The 17,096-nt window shown below is 67.4% G+C and carries 12 protein-coding genes; 7 read left to right on the top strand and 5 right to left on the bottom strand.

Annotated features, from left to right (window positions below; translation table 11 throughout):
- The first annotated feature begins 96 nt into the window (after nucleotides 1–96).
- Both BLQ58_RS04920 and BLQ58_RS04915 read left to right on the top strand, forming a co-directional pair.
- Complete coding sequence (locus BLQ58_RS04920; RefSeq protein WP_092595126.1) at nucleotides 97–1,305, top strand: NAD(P)/FAD-dependent oxidoreductase; 1,209 nt, start codon at nucleotides 97–99, stop codon at nucleotides 1,303–1,305.
- A 250-nt stretch (nucleotides 1,306–1,555) separates the two neighbouring features.
- On the top strand, nucleotides 1,556–2,299 hold the full coding sequence (locus BLQ58_RS04915) for a response regulator transcription factor (protein ID WP_092595538.1): 744 nt from the start codon (nucleotides 1,556–1,558) through the stop codon (nucleotides 2,297–2,299).
- Between the two features lie 10 nt (nucleotides 2,300–2,309).
- Here BLQ58_RS04915 and BLQ58_RS04910 read toward each other — a convergent pair whose 3' ends face one another.
- From BLQ58_RS04910 to BLQ58_RS04900, 3 genes are all read right to left on the bottom strand, one after another.
- Nucleotides 2,310–3,878 (bottom strand): sensor domain-containing diguanylate cyclase, encoded by a 1,569-nt coding sequence (locus BLQ58_RS04910; RefSeq protein WP_092595124.1) that lies wholly within the window; start codon nucleotides 3,876–3,878, stop codon nucleotides 2,310–2,312.
- A gap of 173 nt (nucleotides 3,879–4,051) precedes the next feature.
- Nucleotides 4,052–4,828: a 3-hydroxybutyrate dehydrogenase gene (locus tag BLQ58_RS04905; protein WP_092595122.1), complete on the bottom strand. Its 777-nt coding sequence runs from the start codon at nucleotides 4,826–4,828 to the stop codon at nucleotides 4,052–4,054.
- A 19-nt stretch (nucleotides 4,829–4,847) separates the two neighbouring features.
- On the bottom strand, nucleotides 4,848–6,239 hold the full coding sequence (locus tag BLQ58_RS04900) for a GntP family permease (RefSeq protein ID WP_092595120.1): 1,392 nt from the start codon (nucleotides 6,237–6,239) through the stop codon (nucleotides 4,848–4,850).
- Nucleotides 6,240–6,513: 274 nt separating this feature from the next.
- Here BLQ58_RS04900 and BLQ58_RS04895 point away from each other — a divergent pair, with 274 nt between their 5' ends.
- Entirely contained in the window at nucleotides 6,514–8,103 is a 1,590-nt protein-coding gene (locus BLQ58_RS04895) for a sigma-54 interaction domain-containing protein (RefSeq protein ID WP_092595118.1), read from the top strand.
- Nucleotides 8,104–8,172: 69 nt separating this feature from the next.
- Nucleotides 8,173–10,065, top strand: a complete 1,893-nt coding sequence (locus BLQ58_RS04890; protein ID WP_092595116.1) for a sigma-54-dependent Fis family transcriptional regulator — start codon at nucleotides 8,173–8,175, stop codon at nucleotides 10,063–10,065.
- Nucleotides 10,066–10,099: 34 nt separating this feature from the next.
- Here the strand turns inward: BLQ58_RS04890 and adh are convergent, their stop codons facing one another.
- Complete coding sequence (gene adh, locus BLQ58_RS04885) at nucleotides 10,100–11,620, bottom strand: aldehyde dehydrogenase (RefSeq protein WP_092595114.1); 1,521 nt, start codon at nucleotides 11,618–11,620, stop codon at nucleotides 10,100–10,102.
- Between the two features lie 271 nt (nucleotides 11,621–11,891).
- On the opposite strand from adh, the gene BLQ58_RS04880 reads away from it, so the two are divergent.
- The 3 genes from BLQ58_RS04880 (at nucleotide 11,892) to BLQ58_RS04870 (ending at nucleotide 15,901) form a co-directional block, all read left to right on the top strand.
- Entirely contained in the window at nucleotides 11,892–12,947 is a 1,056-nt protein-coding gene (locus BLQ58_RS04880; RefSeq protein ID WP_092595112.1) for a transporter, read from the top strand.
- 100 nt (nucleotides 12,948–13,047) lie between these two features.
- Nucleotides 13,048–13,998, top strand: coding sequence for a polyphosphate kinase 2 (ppk2, locus tag BLQ58_RS04875; protein ID WP_092595110.1), 951 nt, complete (start codon nucleotides 13,048–13,050; stop codon nucleotides 13,996–13,998).
- Between the two features lie 196 nt (nucleotides 13,999–14,194).
- Complete coding sequence (locus BLQ58_RS04870) at nucleotides 14,195–15,901, top strand: M30 family zinc metallopeptidase (protein ID WP_092595108.1); 1,707 nt, start codon at nucleotides 14,195–14,197, stop codon at nucleotides 15,899–15,901.
- 85 nt (nucleotides 15,902–15,986) lie between these two features.
- Here BLQ58_RS04870 and BLQ58_RS04865 read toward each other — a convergent pair whose 3' ends face one another.
- A complete protein-coding gene (locus BLQ58_RS04865) occupies nucleotides 15,987–17,078 on the bottom strand; it encodes a substrate-binding domain-containing protein (RefSeq protein ID WP_092595106.1) in 1,092 nt (363 codons plus the stop codon).
- Nucleotides 17,079–17,096: the final 18 nt, after the last annotated feature.

Raw genomic sequence — 17,096 nt, 5'->3', positions numbered from 1 at the left:
GTCGTTCCACCCATCCCCGCAGCGATCCGCCGGCGCCTGCTTGCCAGGCGGCTGGGGTCGCTCGTCCTGTGCAACCGTAGAAGTGAGGTCATCCAAATGAAGCGAAACATCCTGATTGTCGGCGGCGGATTCGCCGGACTGTGGGCCGCCCTGGGCGCGGCGCGCGTCGTCGACCAGCAAGGCGCTGCCGCCTCGGACGTGGCAATCACGCTGGTGTCGCCCCAGCCCGCGCTGCATGTGCGCCCGCGCCTGCATGAAGCCCATCCGGAGCAGATGGCCGTGCCGTTCCAGCCGCTGCTGGACGCGGTGGGCGTGAAGTACATCGAAGGCATGGTCGAACGCATCCATCCGAACGATCGCAGCGTCGATATCGTCCTGGCCGCCGGCGGCGACACATCGGTGGGCTATGACCGCCTGGTGCTGACCAGCGGCAGCCGCCTGTTTCGCCCGCCGCTGCCGGGCCTGGTGGAGCACGCCTTTGCCGTCGACCAGATCGACGAGGCCGTGAAGCTGCGCCAGCACCTGGAGGGGCTGGCATCGAAGCCCGAGACGGCTGCCCGCAATACGTTCGTGGTGGTGGGCGGCGGCTTTACCGGGCTGGAGGTGGCCACCGAACTGCCCGAGCGGCTGCGCGCGATTTTTGGCGATGCCATGCACCCGCGCATCGTGGTGGTCGAGCGCGCCGAGGCTATCGGCCCCGATCTCGGTCCCGGCCCGCGCCCGCAGATTCTCGAAGCCCTGGAACACCTGGGCATCGAGACGCGTGTGGGTGCCGGTGTCGTGTCGTTCGATGCCAACGGCGTGGTGACGGGCACCGGCGAGCGGATCGACGCCAGCACCGTGATCTGGACGGGCGGCATGGTGGCCAGCGCGCTGACGGGGCAGATCGGGCCGCAGGTGGATCGGCAGGGCCGCCTGGAGGTATCGGGCGACCTGCGCTTGACCGGCGCGAAGGACATCTTCGGTGCCGGCGACGTGGTGCGTGCGCTGACCGATGACGAAGGCCACTACTCGCTGATGTCGTGCCAGCACGCGCTGTTCATGGGCCGTTTTGCCGGCCACAACGTTGCCGCCGACCTGCTGGGCCTGCCCACGCTGGAATACCGGCAGCCGTTCTACGCGACCTGCCTCGACCTCGGCGCATGGGGCGCCGTGTACACCGAAGGCTGGGATCGCGAGGTCAAGCTGACGCACGCCGAAGGCAAGGCACGCAAGGTACTGATCAACACCCAATGGATTTATCCGCCCGCACCTGAGCGCGCCCAGGCACTGGCCGCCGGCGATCCTCATATCAGCTACGCGTAACGCGTATCGATCGTTGTTCGGTCCCGTTGGCCGACGCTTTCCACCTCCGGGGGCGTCGGCCTTTTTTGTTGTAACGGTGGGCCGCGATTGGTGCGTATGCGGAAACGCGGCTTCCTGCACCGGCGTCTTGTTGGGCCATGGCACGCTGTCTAGACTCCGAGTCATGCCGTCGCACCGGCCCTGGCCCTGGCCCGGCGCGCGGTTCCGCAAGGCCATACCCGCAGAGATACCGGAGTCCATCGTGAACGCCATGACGTCAAAGCCCAGCCGCCGCGGCGAGGCCATCGAACCCGTGGTCTACATCGTCGACGATGATGTGGACATGAACGACGCGCTGGCCGACCTGCTGCGGTCGGTTGGCCTGCGGGCGCGTTCGTTCCTGTCGGCCGACGCGTTCCTGAAGACGTCGCTCGAACCCGTGCCCGGCTGCGTGGTGATGGACGTGCGGCTGCGCGGCGCCAACGGCCTGGAAGTCCAGCGCGAGCTGATCCGGCGCGGCATCTGCCTGCCGGTGGTGTTCATCACCGGCCATGGCGATATCGAGATGACGGTGCGGGCCATGAAGGCCGGTGCGCTCGATTTCCTGGCCAAGCCGTTCCGCGACCAGGACTTTCTCGACGCCGTGACCGAGGCGATTGCCGTGGACCGCGGCAACCGGCAGGCACTGCAATGCGGCGACGATCTGCGCGCGCGCTTTGCGACGCTGAGCAGCCGCGAGCGCGAGGTGATGGCACTGGCCGTGTCGGGCCTGATGAACAAGCAGATTGCCGGCAAGATCGGCATCAGCGAAGTCACGATCAAGATCCACCGCAGCCGCGCCATGCGCAAGATGGCCGCGCGCACGTTTGCCGACCTGGTCAAAATGGCGATCGACCTCGATCTGCAACTGGATGCCGAGACCGCCCATATGGCCGCGACGCTGGCCGCGCCATCGCCCGCCCTGTCGGCGCGCGCCAGCCGGGGCGAGGTGGCCCAGCCGATGGTCGCGCACTGAGGACGGCGCCCTACGTGACCGCCTGCCCGGCCACGGCCGTGCGGTTCCGGCCCGCCTGCTTGGCCTGGTACATCAGCGTGTCGGCCTCCTTCAGGGCTTCGGCCAGCGACGCGGCGTCGCGGGGCCAGGTGGTGACGCCCAGCGATATGGTGATGTGACCGACCGGTTCGATGGCGGTCTGCTCGACCAGCCGCCGCAGGCGCTCCGCGGCCTCGCGTGCGGACCCGGCATGCATGTCGGGCAGCAGCATCAGGAATTCCTCGCCGCCCACCCGGAACGCCAGGTCGGTGGAGCGGCTCACCTGTCGCATCATCTCTGCCAGCCGTTGCAGCACGACGTCGCCAACATCATGGCCGTAGGTGTCGTTGACCCGCTTGAAGTGGTCGATGTCGAGCACAATCACGGCCACCTGCTGGCCGCTGGCCTCCAGGGCCGCCATGCTGGCTTCCAGCGCGCGGCGATTGAGCAGTCCGGTCAGCGGGTCTGTCTGCGACGCGATCTCGAGCCCCGTCACTTGCGTCCTGGCCAGGTCGATGCCGTGCAGCAGCGCCTGCTTCAGATGGCTGGCCTCGAAGTACCAGGCATTGACCTGCGCCACGGAGCCGGTGCTTTCGATCAGGCCCGTGGACGTGGTGCTGTCGGCCAGCTGGCGCAGCGGCCTGGCAATGTATCGCGTCAGGATCCAGACCAGCACGAAGCCGATCGCGGCAATCGGCGCGCTGGCGACCAGAAACCGTTTCATCAGCATGTCGACCGGTGCCAGCACCGAAGCCAGCGGCTGCTGGCTCACGATGGCCCAGTGCGCGGTGGGGATGCTGGCATAGCCCGCCAGCATGGCGTGGCCTGCGGCGTCCACCGTTTCCACGCTGCCTTGCCCGGCGCTCAGCGCATGTTCGGTGGCCGGATTGGCGGCCGCGACCGAACCGATCCGCGCCGTGGCCGGATGGAACAGCAGCTGGCGCCGGCCATCCACCACGTAGACTTCGGAATCGGTCAGAAAAAAATGGTGGCTCATCAGTTCATTGAGCCGGCCGCCCTTCAGCAGGTGGATCGATCCGCCGATCAGCCCCAGATAAGTGCCATGGCGGTCGAAGATCGGCACCGAGACAAAGATCACCAGGTTGCCGGCAATCGACTGATACGCGTTGCTGACCATTGGCTTGCGCCCACGGACCGCGCTGATCTGTTCCGGCGACTCGACCGTGCGTTGCTCAAGATGCAGTGTCTCGGGCAGGGCGGCGACGATGCGGCCCTCGGCATTGACGATGGCGACGGCGTCGAAATCCTGGCCCAGCGAAGTCAGCCGCTCCAGGGCGTCGTGGCGGGCTTCGGGGTCGTCGAAGCGATCGGCAAGCCGTTCGCCGGCTTGTTGGAACCGAAACTGCGCTTCGCGCAGGAACCCGTCGATCGAGGACGCAACGCGCGCACTGTAGGCGCGGTTGGCCTCCAGCGACCGCTCCACCAGCGTTTGCCGCTCGATCCGGTACGCGGCGTAGAGGCAGTTGGCCAGCGTGACCACGCACGCTGTCAGCGTCAGGCCCAGGATCAGGGTTCGCAGGTCGATTTTCTGGCGTGCCATGGGCGTGCGGAGGTTACGTTCCGACCGGGGAGCGCTTGCCGCAGCCTGCGCAGGCTAACGGCCAACGGGGGGGACTGACGCCAGAAGCATACAAGCTGGCAGCCGATTATGCGAAAAAAATGGCCCCGGCGGGGTGCCGGGGCCATCGATCAGGCGACGAGGGGAGCAGACGGCTATTGCGCCGTCCAGCCCCCATCCATCGCCCAGGCGGCGCCGCGCACCTGATCGCCGAACGGCGAGCACAGCATCAGCACCAGATTGCCCAGTTGCTCGGGCGTGACGAATTGCCCGGAGGGCTGCTTGTCCGACAGCAGGCGGGCCTGCGCGGCCTCGGCGGTGATGGCGTCGCGCTGGGCAATCGCGTCGATCTGGGCGGCGACCAGCGGCGTCAGGACGAAGCCCGGGCAGATCGCGTTGCAGGTGATGCCGGTGGCGGCCGTTTCCAGCGCGGTGACCTTGGTCAGGCCCACCAGCCCGTGCTTGGCGGCCACATAGGCCGACTTGCCGGCGGAGCCCACCAGCCCATGCACCGAGGCGATGTTGACGATGCGGCCCCAGTTGGCGGCGCGCATGCCCGGCAACGCCAGGCGCGACGTATGGAAGGCCGACGTCAGGTTGATCGCCAGGATGTCGTCCCACTTCTGCACCGGGAAATCCTCGACGGGCGACACATGCTGGATGCCGGCATTGTTGACCAGCACATCGACACCGCCGAATCGACCGGTCGCCAGCGCGAACATGGCCTCGATCTCGTCGGGGCGACGCATGTCGGCGGCGTGGTGGATCACTTCGGCACCGAGGGTGCGGATGCTTGCCAGGGCGGCGTCGATGTCGCCGAAGCCATTGAGCACGATATTGGCGCCGGCCTGCGCCAGCGCCTGGGCGATACCCAGGCCGATGCCGCTCGTGGAGCCGGTGACCAGCGCGGTCTTGCCATGCAGATTGACCATGATGCTTTCCTGGGTGCGGTCAGACCAGACCGGTCGCGTAGAACACGAAGATCACGAAGAACACGGCCATCGTCTTGATCAGCGTGATGGCGAAGATGTCGCGGTACGACTCGCGGTGCGTGAGGCCGGTCACGGCCAGCAGCGTGATCACCGCGCCGTTGTGCGGCAGCGTGTCCATGCCGCCGCTGGCCATCGACACCACGCGGTGCAGCACTTCCAGCGGAATCTGCGCGGCCTGCGCGCCCTGGATGAACACGTCGGACATGGCAGCCAGTGCAATGCTCATGCCGCCCGATGCGGAGCCGGTAATGCCGGCCAGCGTGCTGACCGACACGGCGGCGTTGACCAGCGGATTCGGAATGCTGCGCAGGGCGTCGCTGACCACCAGGAAGCCCGGCAGCGCGGCGATGACGCCGCCAAAGCCGTATTCCGATGCCGTATTCATCGACGCCAGCAGCGCGCCCGACACGGCGCTCTTGGTGCCCTCGGCAAAGCGGGCCTTGACGGCGCCGAATGCGGTCAGCAGCACGATGACGATGCCCAGCAGCAGGGCGCCTTCCACGGCCCAGATGGCGGTCACGCTGGCGATCTTGGTTTCCACCGGCTTGGGCAGGCCCGGCAGCGACACGCTGTTGGACTGGCCGTACCAGAGCGGGATCATCCGCGTGAGCCAGAAATTGGACACCCCCACCACTACCAGCGGCAGGATGGCCAGCAGCGGCGGCGGCAGCTTGCCGCCTTCCACGCGCTGCGGCTCGTTCAGCAGGTTCGTGCCGTAGCCCTCGCCACGGGCGGCAGCCGCGCGGCGGCGCCATTCCAGATACGACAGGCCGACGATGATGATGAACAGCGAGCCCGCCACGCCCAGCGCAGGGGCGGCCCACGAGGTGGTCTTGAAGAACGTGGTCGGGATGATGTTCTGGATCTGCGGCGTGCCCGGCAGCGAATCCATCGTGAACGAGAACGCGCCCAGCGCGATGGCACCCGGCATCAGGCGCTTGGGGATGTTGCTCTGGCGGTAAAGCTCGGCGGCAAACGGGTAGACCGCGAACACCACCACGAACAGCGACACGCCGCCGTAGGTCAGCAGCGCGCAGACCGCCACGATCACCGCGTTGGCGCGCGAGCGGCCGATGTAGCGAATGGCCGCGGCCACGATCGACTCGGAGAAGCCCGACAGTTCGATGACCTTGCCGAACACGGCACCGAGCATGAACACCGGGAAGTACAGCTTGACGAAGCCGACCATCTTCTCCATGAAGATGCCGGAAAACACGGGCGCCACGGCCGACGGGTCGGTCAGCAGCACCGCGCCCAGCGCAGCCAGCGGCGCGAAGAGGATCACGCTGTAGCCGCGATAGGCGGCGAACATGAGAAAGGCCAGTGCGGCGAGCACTATGACAAAAGACATGAGGTCTCCATTGCTTGTTCTTGAATGCGGTCGAGCCGTGGCAGGTTACCCCGGTGCCGTGTAATGCGAGGGTCCCCTGTGCAGATGACAGGGGACCGCTTCATTAGCAGGCTCCGTGCCACATTCAAAAGTTAAGAATACGGCGCAAATAGTGTAGTCTGCCTCCCCTTGTCTCATCATTGAGACAAAGCAAGCGATACGCACGGCGTCGGAGTCTCCGTTGTGAGACACTTCGCGTCTACAAATCGAGACAACCCTTCCCGGACCCGCAGCCATGCACAAGATCGCCGACCCAGGTGGCGCCCTGCTGTTCGACTACGACTACGTGGCGCGACGCGCCATGGAGTCGCTGTTCCGCACCTTTGAAAACTTCAGCGAAGGCACGTTCGTGGTGGACGAGCACGCGCGCGTGGTCTGGATCAACAAACGCTATGCGGCGCGCTTCGGGTTCACCAACCCGCAGGACGCAATCGGACTCGATTGCGAGCAGGTGATTCCGAACAGCCTGATGCGCGAGGTAGTGACTACGGGCAAGCCGATCCTGCTTGACCTGCTCGAAACCGACCGCGAACCGATGATCGTCACGCGCCTGCCGATCAAGGACGACAGCGGCCGCACCATCGGCGGGGTAGGGTTCGCGCTGTTCGATGAACTCAAGGCGCTGACGCCGATCTTTGCGCATTACTCGCGGGCCCAGGCCGAACTGGCGGCGGCGCGCCGTTCGCTCGATCACGCGCGCCGGGCCAAGTACACGTTCGCCAGTTTCGTCGGTGCCAGCCCGGCGGCCCAGGAGGTCAAGCGCCAGGCCCGGCGGGCCGCGCTGGTGGAGTCGCCGGTGCTGCTGCTCGGTGAAACGGGCACGGGCAAGGAACTGCTGGCGCACGGCATCCACGCGGGTTCGGCGCGTGCCGAGCGGCCGCTGGTCACCGTCAACGTGGCAGCCATCCCCGATACGTTGCTGGAAGTGGAGTTCTTCGGCGCTGCGCCGGGCGCCTACACGGGCGTGGACCGCAAGGGGCGGGTCGGCAAGTTCGAGCTGGCCGACGGCGGCACGCTGTTCCTGGACGAAATCGGCGATATGCCGCTGGCGCTGCAAAGCAAGCTGCTGCGCGCCCTGCAGGACCGCGAATTCGAGCCGCTGGGGTCGAACCGCATCGTGCGTAGCGACGTGCGGATCATCGCGGCCACGTCCGCAGACCTGCCGGCGCTGGTGGCCGAAGGCCGCTTTCGCGCCGATCTCTATTACCGGCTCAATGTGCTGTCGATCGACCTGCCGCCGCTGCGGCAACGCAAGGCAGACCTGCTGCCGCTGGTTTACGCCATCGTCGAGGAGCTGAGCATCAAGGCCGAGCGCCATCCGATGGGGCTGCGCGACGACGCCCTGCGGCTTCTGTACGACTATGACTGGCCCGGCAATGTGCGCGAACTGCGCAACGTGCTGGAACGCGTGGTGATGCTGTGCGACGAGGATTCGGTGGACGCGGCCACGCTGGCGCCGCTGCTGGGCGCGCGCCGCAACAGTCCGGCGCCGGTGGCCGAGGCCGCGACGCCGGCGGGCGAACCTTCCGCCCCGTCGGCGCCTTCCGTACCCTCTGTACCTTCCGTACCTTCCGCACCCTCCGTACCTTCCGCACCTTCTGCGCCGTCCGCGCCCGCAGCCGAGACCCCTCAGGCCGTCATGTCCGTGCCGGCGCCGGCAGCCCCCGCGCAGACCTACGCGGAGGCCATGGCGCAATTCGAGGCCGCGTTCCTGGCCCAGGCGCTCGATGCATGTGGCGGACGCGTCGCAGAGGCCGCTGCGCGCGTGGGCATCAGCCGGGCCGCGTTCTACAAGAAGTTGGCCGCCTCGCGCAGCAGGCTGTGATAAGGTCGCCGGCAGAGAGGCTCCGCCCTGGTGTTGATCGCGGCGAGAGCGCCAGCCAGGAGACCGCCGATGCGCAATGCGCTGACATTCCAGGATGCCCTGCAGGCCGACGTGCTTGCCGCCGGACACAATGACGTGGCCGGCCGCAGCGAACTGCTGCGGCGTGCACACGGCCGCTCGGCCGGTTTCGGGCTCGACGCCACCCAAGTTCCCGACTATCACCCGCTGAGCCGCCGCGCGCTCGGCGAACGCGTCGATGACAACCGTGCGCTGTACCGCCTGGCGCTGCCCGTGATGGCGGACCTGTACCGGCAGGTGGCCGGCACCGACAGCCTCGTGCTGCTCAGCGACAGCGGCGGTGTCATCCTGCATAGCGTGGGCGACGCCGATGGCGGCGGCTTTGCCGCGCGTGCGCGCGACGTGGCGCTGGCGCCCGGCGTGTCTTGGTCCGAGGCCAGCAAGGGCACCAACGCCATCGGCACGGCGCTGGCCGAAGGGCGCTCGGCGATCATCCATGGCGACGAGCACTTTCTGCACGCCCATCGCCAGCTCACCTGTTCCTGTACGCCGATTGCCAGCCCAACGGGTGACTGGCTGGGCGCGCTCGACGTCAGCGGCGACCCGCGCAGTTTTCATCCGCATACGATGGCGCTGGTGCGCATGTCGGCGCAGACCATCGAGAACCAGCTGTTCGCCGCCCAGTTTGCCGATGCGCTGCTGGTGCGCTTTCACGGCCGGCCCGAACTGGTCGGCACGCTGTTCGAGGGCATGGCCGCGTTTGCGTCCGACGGCACCTTCCTGGCCGCCAATCGCAGCGGGTGGTTCCAGCTTGGCATGAGCGCCGATGTGCTGGCCGGCGCCACCTTCACGGAGCTGTTTGGGCTGCCGATGCCGCCGTCGGGTACCGCCGATACGCTGCTGCGCGACCTCGCGCTGCCGAGCGGCGTGCGCATCTACGCGCGGTTGTCGCATCGCGCCGAAGCTGCAGCCCCGTTGCGCGTGCCGCAGCCGGCGGTGCAGCCGTCGTCCGCGCTGGCCCGCCTGGACACCGGCGATGCCTGCATGGGCGCCGTGCTGCAGCACGTGGCGCGACTGCGCGGGCGCGATATCCCGCTGCTGATCCTCGGTCGTACCGGGTCCGGCAAGGAATGGCTGGCGCGGGCCGTGCATGCCGATTCGCCACGGGCCAGCGGCCCGTTCGTGGCGGTCAACTGCGCGGCCATTCCCGAGACGCTGATCGAGGCCGAGCTGTTCGGCTACGAAGAAGGCGCATTCACCGGCGCGCGGCGACGCGGTCACGCCGGGAAGATCGCGCAGGCGCACGGCGGCACGCTGTTCCTGGACGAGATCGGCGACATGCCGCTGGCGCAGCAGGTGAGGCTGGTGCGCGTGCTGCAGGAGCGCGCGGTGACGGCGCTGGGCGGCACGCACAGCACGCCGGTCGATATCCGGATCATCTGCGCCACGCACCGCGACCTGCGCGCGCAGATGGCTGACGGCACGTTCCGCGAGGATCTCTACTACCGCATCCACGGGCTCGCCGTGACCTTGCCGCCGCTGGCCGGGCGCAGCGATTTCGACGCGCTGGTGTTACGCATCCTGCAGGACGAATGCGAACACGGACCGCAGGCGATCTCCGCGCCGGCGCTGGCGCTGCTGCGCCGGCATGCGTGGCCGGGCAACCTGCGCGAACTGGCCAGCGTGCTGCGTACCGCTGCATTGATGGCGGAAGGCGAGGCGAGGATCGGCGTCGAGCATCTGCCGGACGACTTTGCCGTGCAGGCGGCAATGCAGCCCGCGCCGGCCGACCGGGCCACCGGCGATGCCGAAGCCGTCGCGGGCTGCATGCGCGATTGGGAAGCGGCGCGCATTCGCGAAGCGCTGGCGCGCCACGGCGGCAACGTCAGCGCCGCAGCGCGCGAGCTTGGCGTGTCGCGCAATACCATCTACCGGCGGCGCTAGCACCGGGCCGGCCCGCGCCGCCGCGCCTCGCGGGTCAGAAGAATCCGAGCGGATTCGGGTTGTAGCTGACCAGCAGGTTCTTGGTCTGCTGGTAGTGGTCCAGCATCATCCGATGGTTTTCGCGGCCCACGCCCGACTGCTTGTAGCCGCCGAACGCGGCATGGGCCGGATAGGCGTGATAGCAGTTGATCCACACGCGGCCGGCCTCGATGCCGCGGCCCATGCGGAACGTGCGCGCGCCGTCGCGCGTCCACACCCCGGCGCCCAGCCCGTAGAGCGTATCGTTGGCAATCGCCAGCGCCTCTTCCTCGTCCTTGAAGGTCGTGACCGAGACCACGGGACCGAAGATTTCCTCCTGGAAGATGCGCATCTTGTTGTGGCCCTCGAAGATCGTCGGCTTGACGTAGTAGCCGCCGGCCAGATCGCCCCCCAGGGCCTTGCGCTCGCCGCCGGTCAGCACGCGGGCGCCTTCCTGCTTGCCGATGTCGATATACGCCAGGATCTTCTGCAGCTGCTCTTCGGACGCCTGCGCGCCGATCATCGTCGACGTGTCGAGCGGATGCCCCTGGCGGATCGCCTCCACGCGCTTGACCGCACGCTCCATGAACGCCTTGTAGATCGACTCCTGGATCAGCACGCGCGACGGGCAGGTGCAGACCTCGCCCTGGTTCAGCGCGAACATCGCAAAACCCTCCAGCGCCTTGTCGAAGTAGGCGTCGTCGGCCGCCATCACATCCTCGAAGAAGATGTTCGGCGACTTGCCGCCCAGTTCCAGCGTCACCGGGATCAGGTTCTGCGAGGCGTACTGCATGATCAGCCGGCCCGTAGTCGTTTCGCCAGTAAAGGCCACCTTGGCGATGCGCGGGCTCGAGGCCAGCGGCTTGCCCGCTTCCACGCCGAAGCCGTTGACGACGTTGATCACGCCCGGGGGCAGCAGGTCGTGCAGCAGTTCCATCAGCACCAGGATCGATGCCGGCGTCTGCTCGGCGGGCTTGAGTACCACGCAGTTGCCGGCCGCCAGCGCCGGGGCCAGCTTCCATACGGCCATCAGCAGCGGGAAGTTCCACGGAATGATCTGACCCACCACGCCAAGCGGCTCGTGAAAGTGATAGGCAATGGTGTCGTGGTCGATTTCCGAGATGGTGCCTTCCTGGGCGCGGATGCAGCCCGCGAAGTAGCGGAAATGGTCGACGGCCAGCGGCAGGTCGGCAGCGGACGTCTCGCGCACGGGCTTGCCGTTGTCGATGGTCTCGGCCACGGCCAGCAGCGTAAGGTTGGCCTCGATACGGTCGGCGATGCGGTTCAGCAGGTTCGCGCGCTCGGCGGTGGACGTGCGTCCCCACGCGGCGCGGGCGCGATGGGCGGCGTCCAGCGCGGCTTCCACGTCCTTTTCGTTCGAGCGCGGTACGCGCGTGAACGGCTTGCCGGTGAGCGGCGTGACAGCTTCGAAATACCGGCCGTCAGCCGGCGGCACCCAGGCGCCGCCAATGTAGTTGTCGTACTGTTCCTTGAACGGGTAGGGCACGCCCAGCTGGGCAATTTCAGCCATGTTCATGTCTCGCTCCACTTGTCGATCGGATCGATCGGATGCTTTCTGGAATGTCGTTGGTCGTGCCATGGGCACGCCGGGACCGACTGCAAGCGCCGTGCCGGGGCTGTGCCCGACGCTGCCATGCGGGATGGCGGACAGCGCCCGCGGGTGGCCGGGGCGGCGGGGTGTTCCAGAATGGAGCAGGTGTTGCAGGCAGGTACAACGGGCGCGGCCGCCGCACCGGGCGTCATGGCGGCGTGATAACGTCACGCGAGGCAACGTGAATGGAGTTTGCATGCAATCGGGCATTGTCGAAGCCGGCTATGGTTCCGACCCGGTCGGTCTGGTCAGCGGTTTCCTGTTCGAACCGGGGCGGCCGGGGCGCGAGATCGATTCCAGCGCCGCCGCCGCCTGGCTGCGCGAGCATCCGGCGGCGGGCCCGGACGACGCGGTGGAGCAGACCGAGCGCCCGTTCGTCTGGCTGCACTTCAACCTGTCGCACAGCGCCTGCGAGCGCTGGATGCGCGGCCAGCTGGGCTTGCCCGCCGATTTCTTCGAGGCGCTGCGGCAGGGTTCCCATTCGACCCGCATCGAACGCCAGGATGCCGCGCTGCTGGCCGTGGTCAACGACGTGATCTACAACTTCGGCGTGGCTTCGACCGACATTTCCACGCTCTGGGCGCATGCCGACCACCGGCTGGTGGTGACCGCCCGCGCGCGCCCGCTGCGCTCGGTGGACCGGCTGCGCGCCGCCGTGCGGCGTGGCGAGCGGTTCCGGTCGCCGCTGAACCTGGTGGTGCACCTGCTGCAGGACCAGGCCGACGTGCTGGTACAGATCGTGCGCGAGACGGGTGTTAGCGTAGACCAGATCGAAGACCAGCTGCTGTCGCAGCGGCTGCAGTCGAACCGGGCGGACCTGGGCGCCATGCGGCGCGGCCTGGTGCGCCTGCAGCGGCTGCTGGCTCCGGAGCCCGGCGCGCTGTTCCGGCTGCTGAACCGGCCGCCCGCGTGGCTGCTCGAAACCGATTTGCAGGAATTGCGCGAATCGACCGAAGAATTCTCATTGGTGCTCAACGACCTGGCCGCGCTGGTGGAACGCATCAAGCTGCTGCAGGAAGAGATCGCCGCCAAGCTCAACGAACAGACCAACCGCACGCTGTTCACGCTGACGCTGGTCACGGTGCTGGCGCTGCCGATCAACATCGTGGCCGGCTTCTTTGGCATGAACGTGGGCGGGGTTCCGCTGGCCGGGCATCCGCACGGGTTCTGGGTGCTGGTGGTGCTGGTGGCCAGCTTCACGGTACTGGCCGGGCGCTGGGCGTTCCGCAAGCAGGAAATCGGCATGATGTGATGCATGATGCCTCTGTGACAGTTCATAAAATTGCCATACTGCAGGCGTACGATCGGTCACCAAGGCGCACGCCGTTCGGCGCGCGCAATGGAGGAAAGCCATGGACTACAACGACGAAGCCCTGATCCGGCGCATTCACCGCGAGGTGGCGGACTACTACGACGAAGAGCTCGAACTGGAGCTGGAAGACCGCGATCCGCTGCTGGTACAGCGGGTGCTGGCGGGCGAGGCAGGTGGCCCCGGCGACAACAGCAATCTCAACGGCGACGAAGCCGAGCGCGCCGAGCGTCATCTCTATTTCCGCGAACTGTTCCGGCTGCAGGGCGAACTGGTGAAGCTGCAGAGCTGGGTGGTGGCCACGGGCCACAAGGTGGTGATCCTGTTCGAAGGGCGCGACGCGGCCGGGAAGGGCGGCGTGATCAAGCGCATCACGCAGCGGCTGAATCCGCGCGTCTGCCGCGTGGCCGCGTTGCCGGCGCCAAACGACCGCGAGCGCACCCAGTGGTACTTCCAGCGGTATGTGTCGCATCTGCCCGCCGCGGGCGAAATGGTGCTCTTTGACCGCAGCTGGTACAACCGCGCCGGTGTGGAACACGTGATGGGGTTCTGCACCGACGAGCAGTACGAGGAATTCTTCCGCTCCGTGCCCGAGTTCGAGCGGATGCTGGTACGTTCGGGTATCCAGGTGATCAAGTACTGGTTCTCGATCACCGACGACGAGCAGCACATGCGCTTCCTGAGCCGCATCCACGACCCGCTCAAGCAGTGGAAGCTGAGCCCGATGGACCTGGAGTCGCGCCGACGCTGGGAAGACTACACGCGCGCCAAGGAGATCATGCTGGAGCGCACGCACATTTCCGAGGCGCCTTGGTGGGTCGTGCAGGCCGTGGACAAGAAGCGCGCCCGGCTGAACTGCATCCACCACCTGCTGCAGCAGATGCCTTATGTGGAGCCGGCGCAGCCGTCCATCGTACTGCCCGAGCGCGAGCGGCATGCCGACTATGTCCGCCAGCCGGTGCCGGACAACATGATCATTCCCGAAGTCTATTGACGGAGGACACGGGCGCACGCGGCCGGCCTGCGTGCGTATCACGACAGATTGAAACGGCTGTTGGCTCGAACCATCGCTGAAAAGCGATGTAACGGCGCTAAACCTGCTGCGTTCCGCGTCGTTATTGGGTGACCACTCCGATCGGGCGCGATGCGCGCGCCCGGTCCGGGAGACCGCTTAGTTTCGGAGCCACCCAATGCGTCGCATGACCCCGCGTGCCGGCACGCGCCATCGTTTTCCTACCGGATTGACCTGCCTTGCGGCCCTGGCCGCGCTTGCCCTGGCCGCTTGCGGCGGGGGCGGTGACGGCGGCGACAGCGCCGCCTCCACGCAGGCCGCGACCACCAGCACCGCCACAACCCCGCAGCCCGTGCCCGTGACCGGCCTGGACCTGTCCTGCACCGCCTGCGGCGCCGCCAGCGTCAGCAGCTACGCGGGTTCCAGTGCGGGAATCTGGGGCTACTCGAACAGAACCGGTTCGCCGGTCGACGTGCAATACGCGATCTCCGGCGTGGCCGGCAGGTCGATCTGGCTGCAACTGTCCAATCAGGGCGATGCCGCGGTGGCCATGCCGGCCGGCCTGTCGTCGCAGGTGGCGGCGGAGATGATCGCGCCGCAGGCGCTGAGCCAGGCGTCCGCCGACGAAACGGCCCAGCGCGCCATTGGCGAGTACAACCGCAAGGGCTGGGTCGATGCCACGCGCTCGTCGGGCGATCCCATGCTAAGCACGCTGGGCGTGCCGGCGCCGCTGGCGGCGTCCATCGGCACCGCGGGCCTGGCGGAAGGCGCCACCCGCAGCTGGTATCACACGGACGGTACCCAGCGTGCCGCCACGCTGCGCAAGCAGGTCACCGCCAGCGACGGCACCATCGTCAACGTCTGGGTGGAAACCGCCGAGGCGGCCAATGTGCCGGATCCGACCGTAATCGAGCTGGCCACCGCCTTCGCGGGCAGCAGCATGATCTACGATCGCCTGCTCAACGTGGGCGGGCGGGTCTGGGGTGCCAATGCGTTCGGTACGTCGATGCTGCCGGCCGGCGTGCCGGTGGATATCGTCGTGCTCAACTTCAACCGCGACGGCAAGCCCTACGGCACCGTGGGCTACTTCTGGGGCCTGCACAATTTCCTGAAGACCAAGGAAGCGAACAGCAACGAGTCGGTCTCGCTGTACCTCGATAGCGAAACGCTGTCGCTGGGCAATGCGGACGGCCTGCGGTCGGTCAAGACCACGATGGCGCACGAAGGCACGCACATGCAGAACTTCTATCGCCGCCAGATCAGCATGGGCGCCGATTACGCCTACGACACCTGGCTAGAGGAAATGACCGCGATGCAGATGGAGGACTTCCTGAGCGGCGCCATCGTCTCGAACTACAACCCGATCCGCGACGTCCGCCTGCCGGACTACTACCGCTACAGCGACTACAACTGCAACCTGACGGCGTTCACGGGCTTCGGCGTGTCGTGCGAGAGCTATGCGGTGTCCGGCAGCTTTGGCGGCTTCCTGAACCGGCAACTGGGCATCGGCTTCTTCCGCGACCTGCTGACCCGCCAGCGGGCGGGTTCCAAGGCGGTGCTCAGCGAAGCGATCAGTTACGCCGGCGGTGGCTGGACCTTCGATCTGGCCCTGACCAACTGGCGCGCCACCACCAACAGCAACATGCCGCTGGCGCGCACGCCAGGCGGCTTCGGCTATCCGCAATGGTCTGACGGCACGTACACGCTGCCGGAAATCGATCCGTCCGGCGCCGCGTACACGGCGCTGCGCAAGTTGCCGGCCACCGCACCGTCGATGATCCAGAGCTACGGCAGCTACATCGCACCGCGCAGCGCCAGCGGCGGCGTGTACAGCGACAAGGTGCGCCTGCCGGCCGGCGTGGTGCTGTCGGTGGTGGTGTATTGATCCGGAGGCGGATCCGCGCCATGGAACAGGGCCCCGGAGACGGGGCCCTTTTTGTTGGCGATAGCCGGGGAACGCGCGTTGCGGCCTACAACACCACCCCGGGAAACGCCTCGGCGAACGTCTGCACCGTGCCGGTCAGTTCGCCGTCGTAGCCGGGCAGGGCATTGACGCGTTCGCGGAAGCTGCCGCTCTTCATGGCCGATACCGCGCCCTGCAGCGCCGGGCTGTGCAGGGCTTCCGTTTCCAGTGCGAAGAAGTAGCGTTCCTTGAGCACCGGCACGAACTCCAGGTTGAAGCGCCGGGCCGCCGTTTCCACGCCGAAGCCCACATCCGCCATGCCGCTGCCGATGTAGGCGGCCACGGCCGCGTGCGTGAATTCGCCGTTGCTGAAGCCTTCGATGCGGCTGCTGTCGATGCCGCGCCGCGCCAGCATCAAGTCCAGCAGCAGGCGGGTGCCGGACCCCAGTTGCCGGTTGACGAAGCGCACGTCGGCGCGCGTCAGGTCTTCCAGCGAGCGGATGTTCAGCGGATTGCCGGGGCGGACGAACAGCCCCTGCTGGCGCGTGGCCAGGTGGATCAGGCAATGCTTTTCGGGGTGCAGCCAGCGCGAGAAGCCGCGCAGCGTCTCTTCCTCGAACTCGCCCACCGGCACGTGGAAGCCAGCCACGTCGCAGGCGCCCTCGGACAGCGCGGCGGCGGCCTCCAGGCTGCCGCAGTACTTGAGGTCGTGGCGCACCTTCTGTTCGTCCAGGAAGTCGCGCAGCGCGGCCACGGCAAAGCCATGGCTGGCGTGGATGCGCACGGCCGGATCGCTGGCCGCCATCAGCTTCTTGAGTTCGATCTCGAGTTCGGAGGCCAGGCTGTCGAGCGTGGGCGACAGGCGCGCGGCAATGCGCTTGCTGGCCCACACCAGCTGTTGCGCCAGCGGTGTCAGGGTAGACCCTCGGCCCCGCGTCTTGGCGATCAGCGCGCCGCCGAAAAGCGTCTCGGCATCGCGCAGGATGCCCCACGCGTAGCGATATGACAACGCCATGGCCTCGGCCGACTGGGCGATATTTCCCGTGGATTCGATCAGGCCCAGCAGGGCCACCAGGCGCGATACATCCAGTGCTGGCGCGGGTGCCGGGGCGGCGTCGTCGCGGATCTGCAGGTGCGGAAGGATCGAAATGCGTAGCATATGCGGAAAATAGCATAT

It is taken from the genome of Ralstonia sp. 25mfcol4.1, assembly GCF_900104095.1.
Classification (GTDB): Bacteria; Pseudomonadota; Gammaproteobacteria; order Burkholderiales; family Burkholderiaceae; genus Cupriavidus.
Note: the sequence above shows the minus strand (reverse complement) of the source record. Positions and strands in the feature narration are given on the sequence as shown.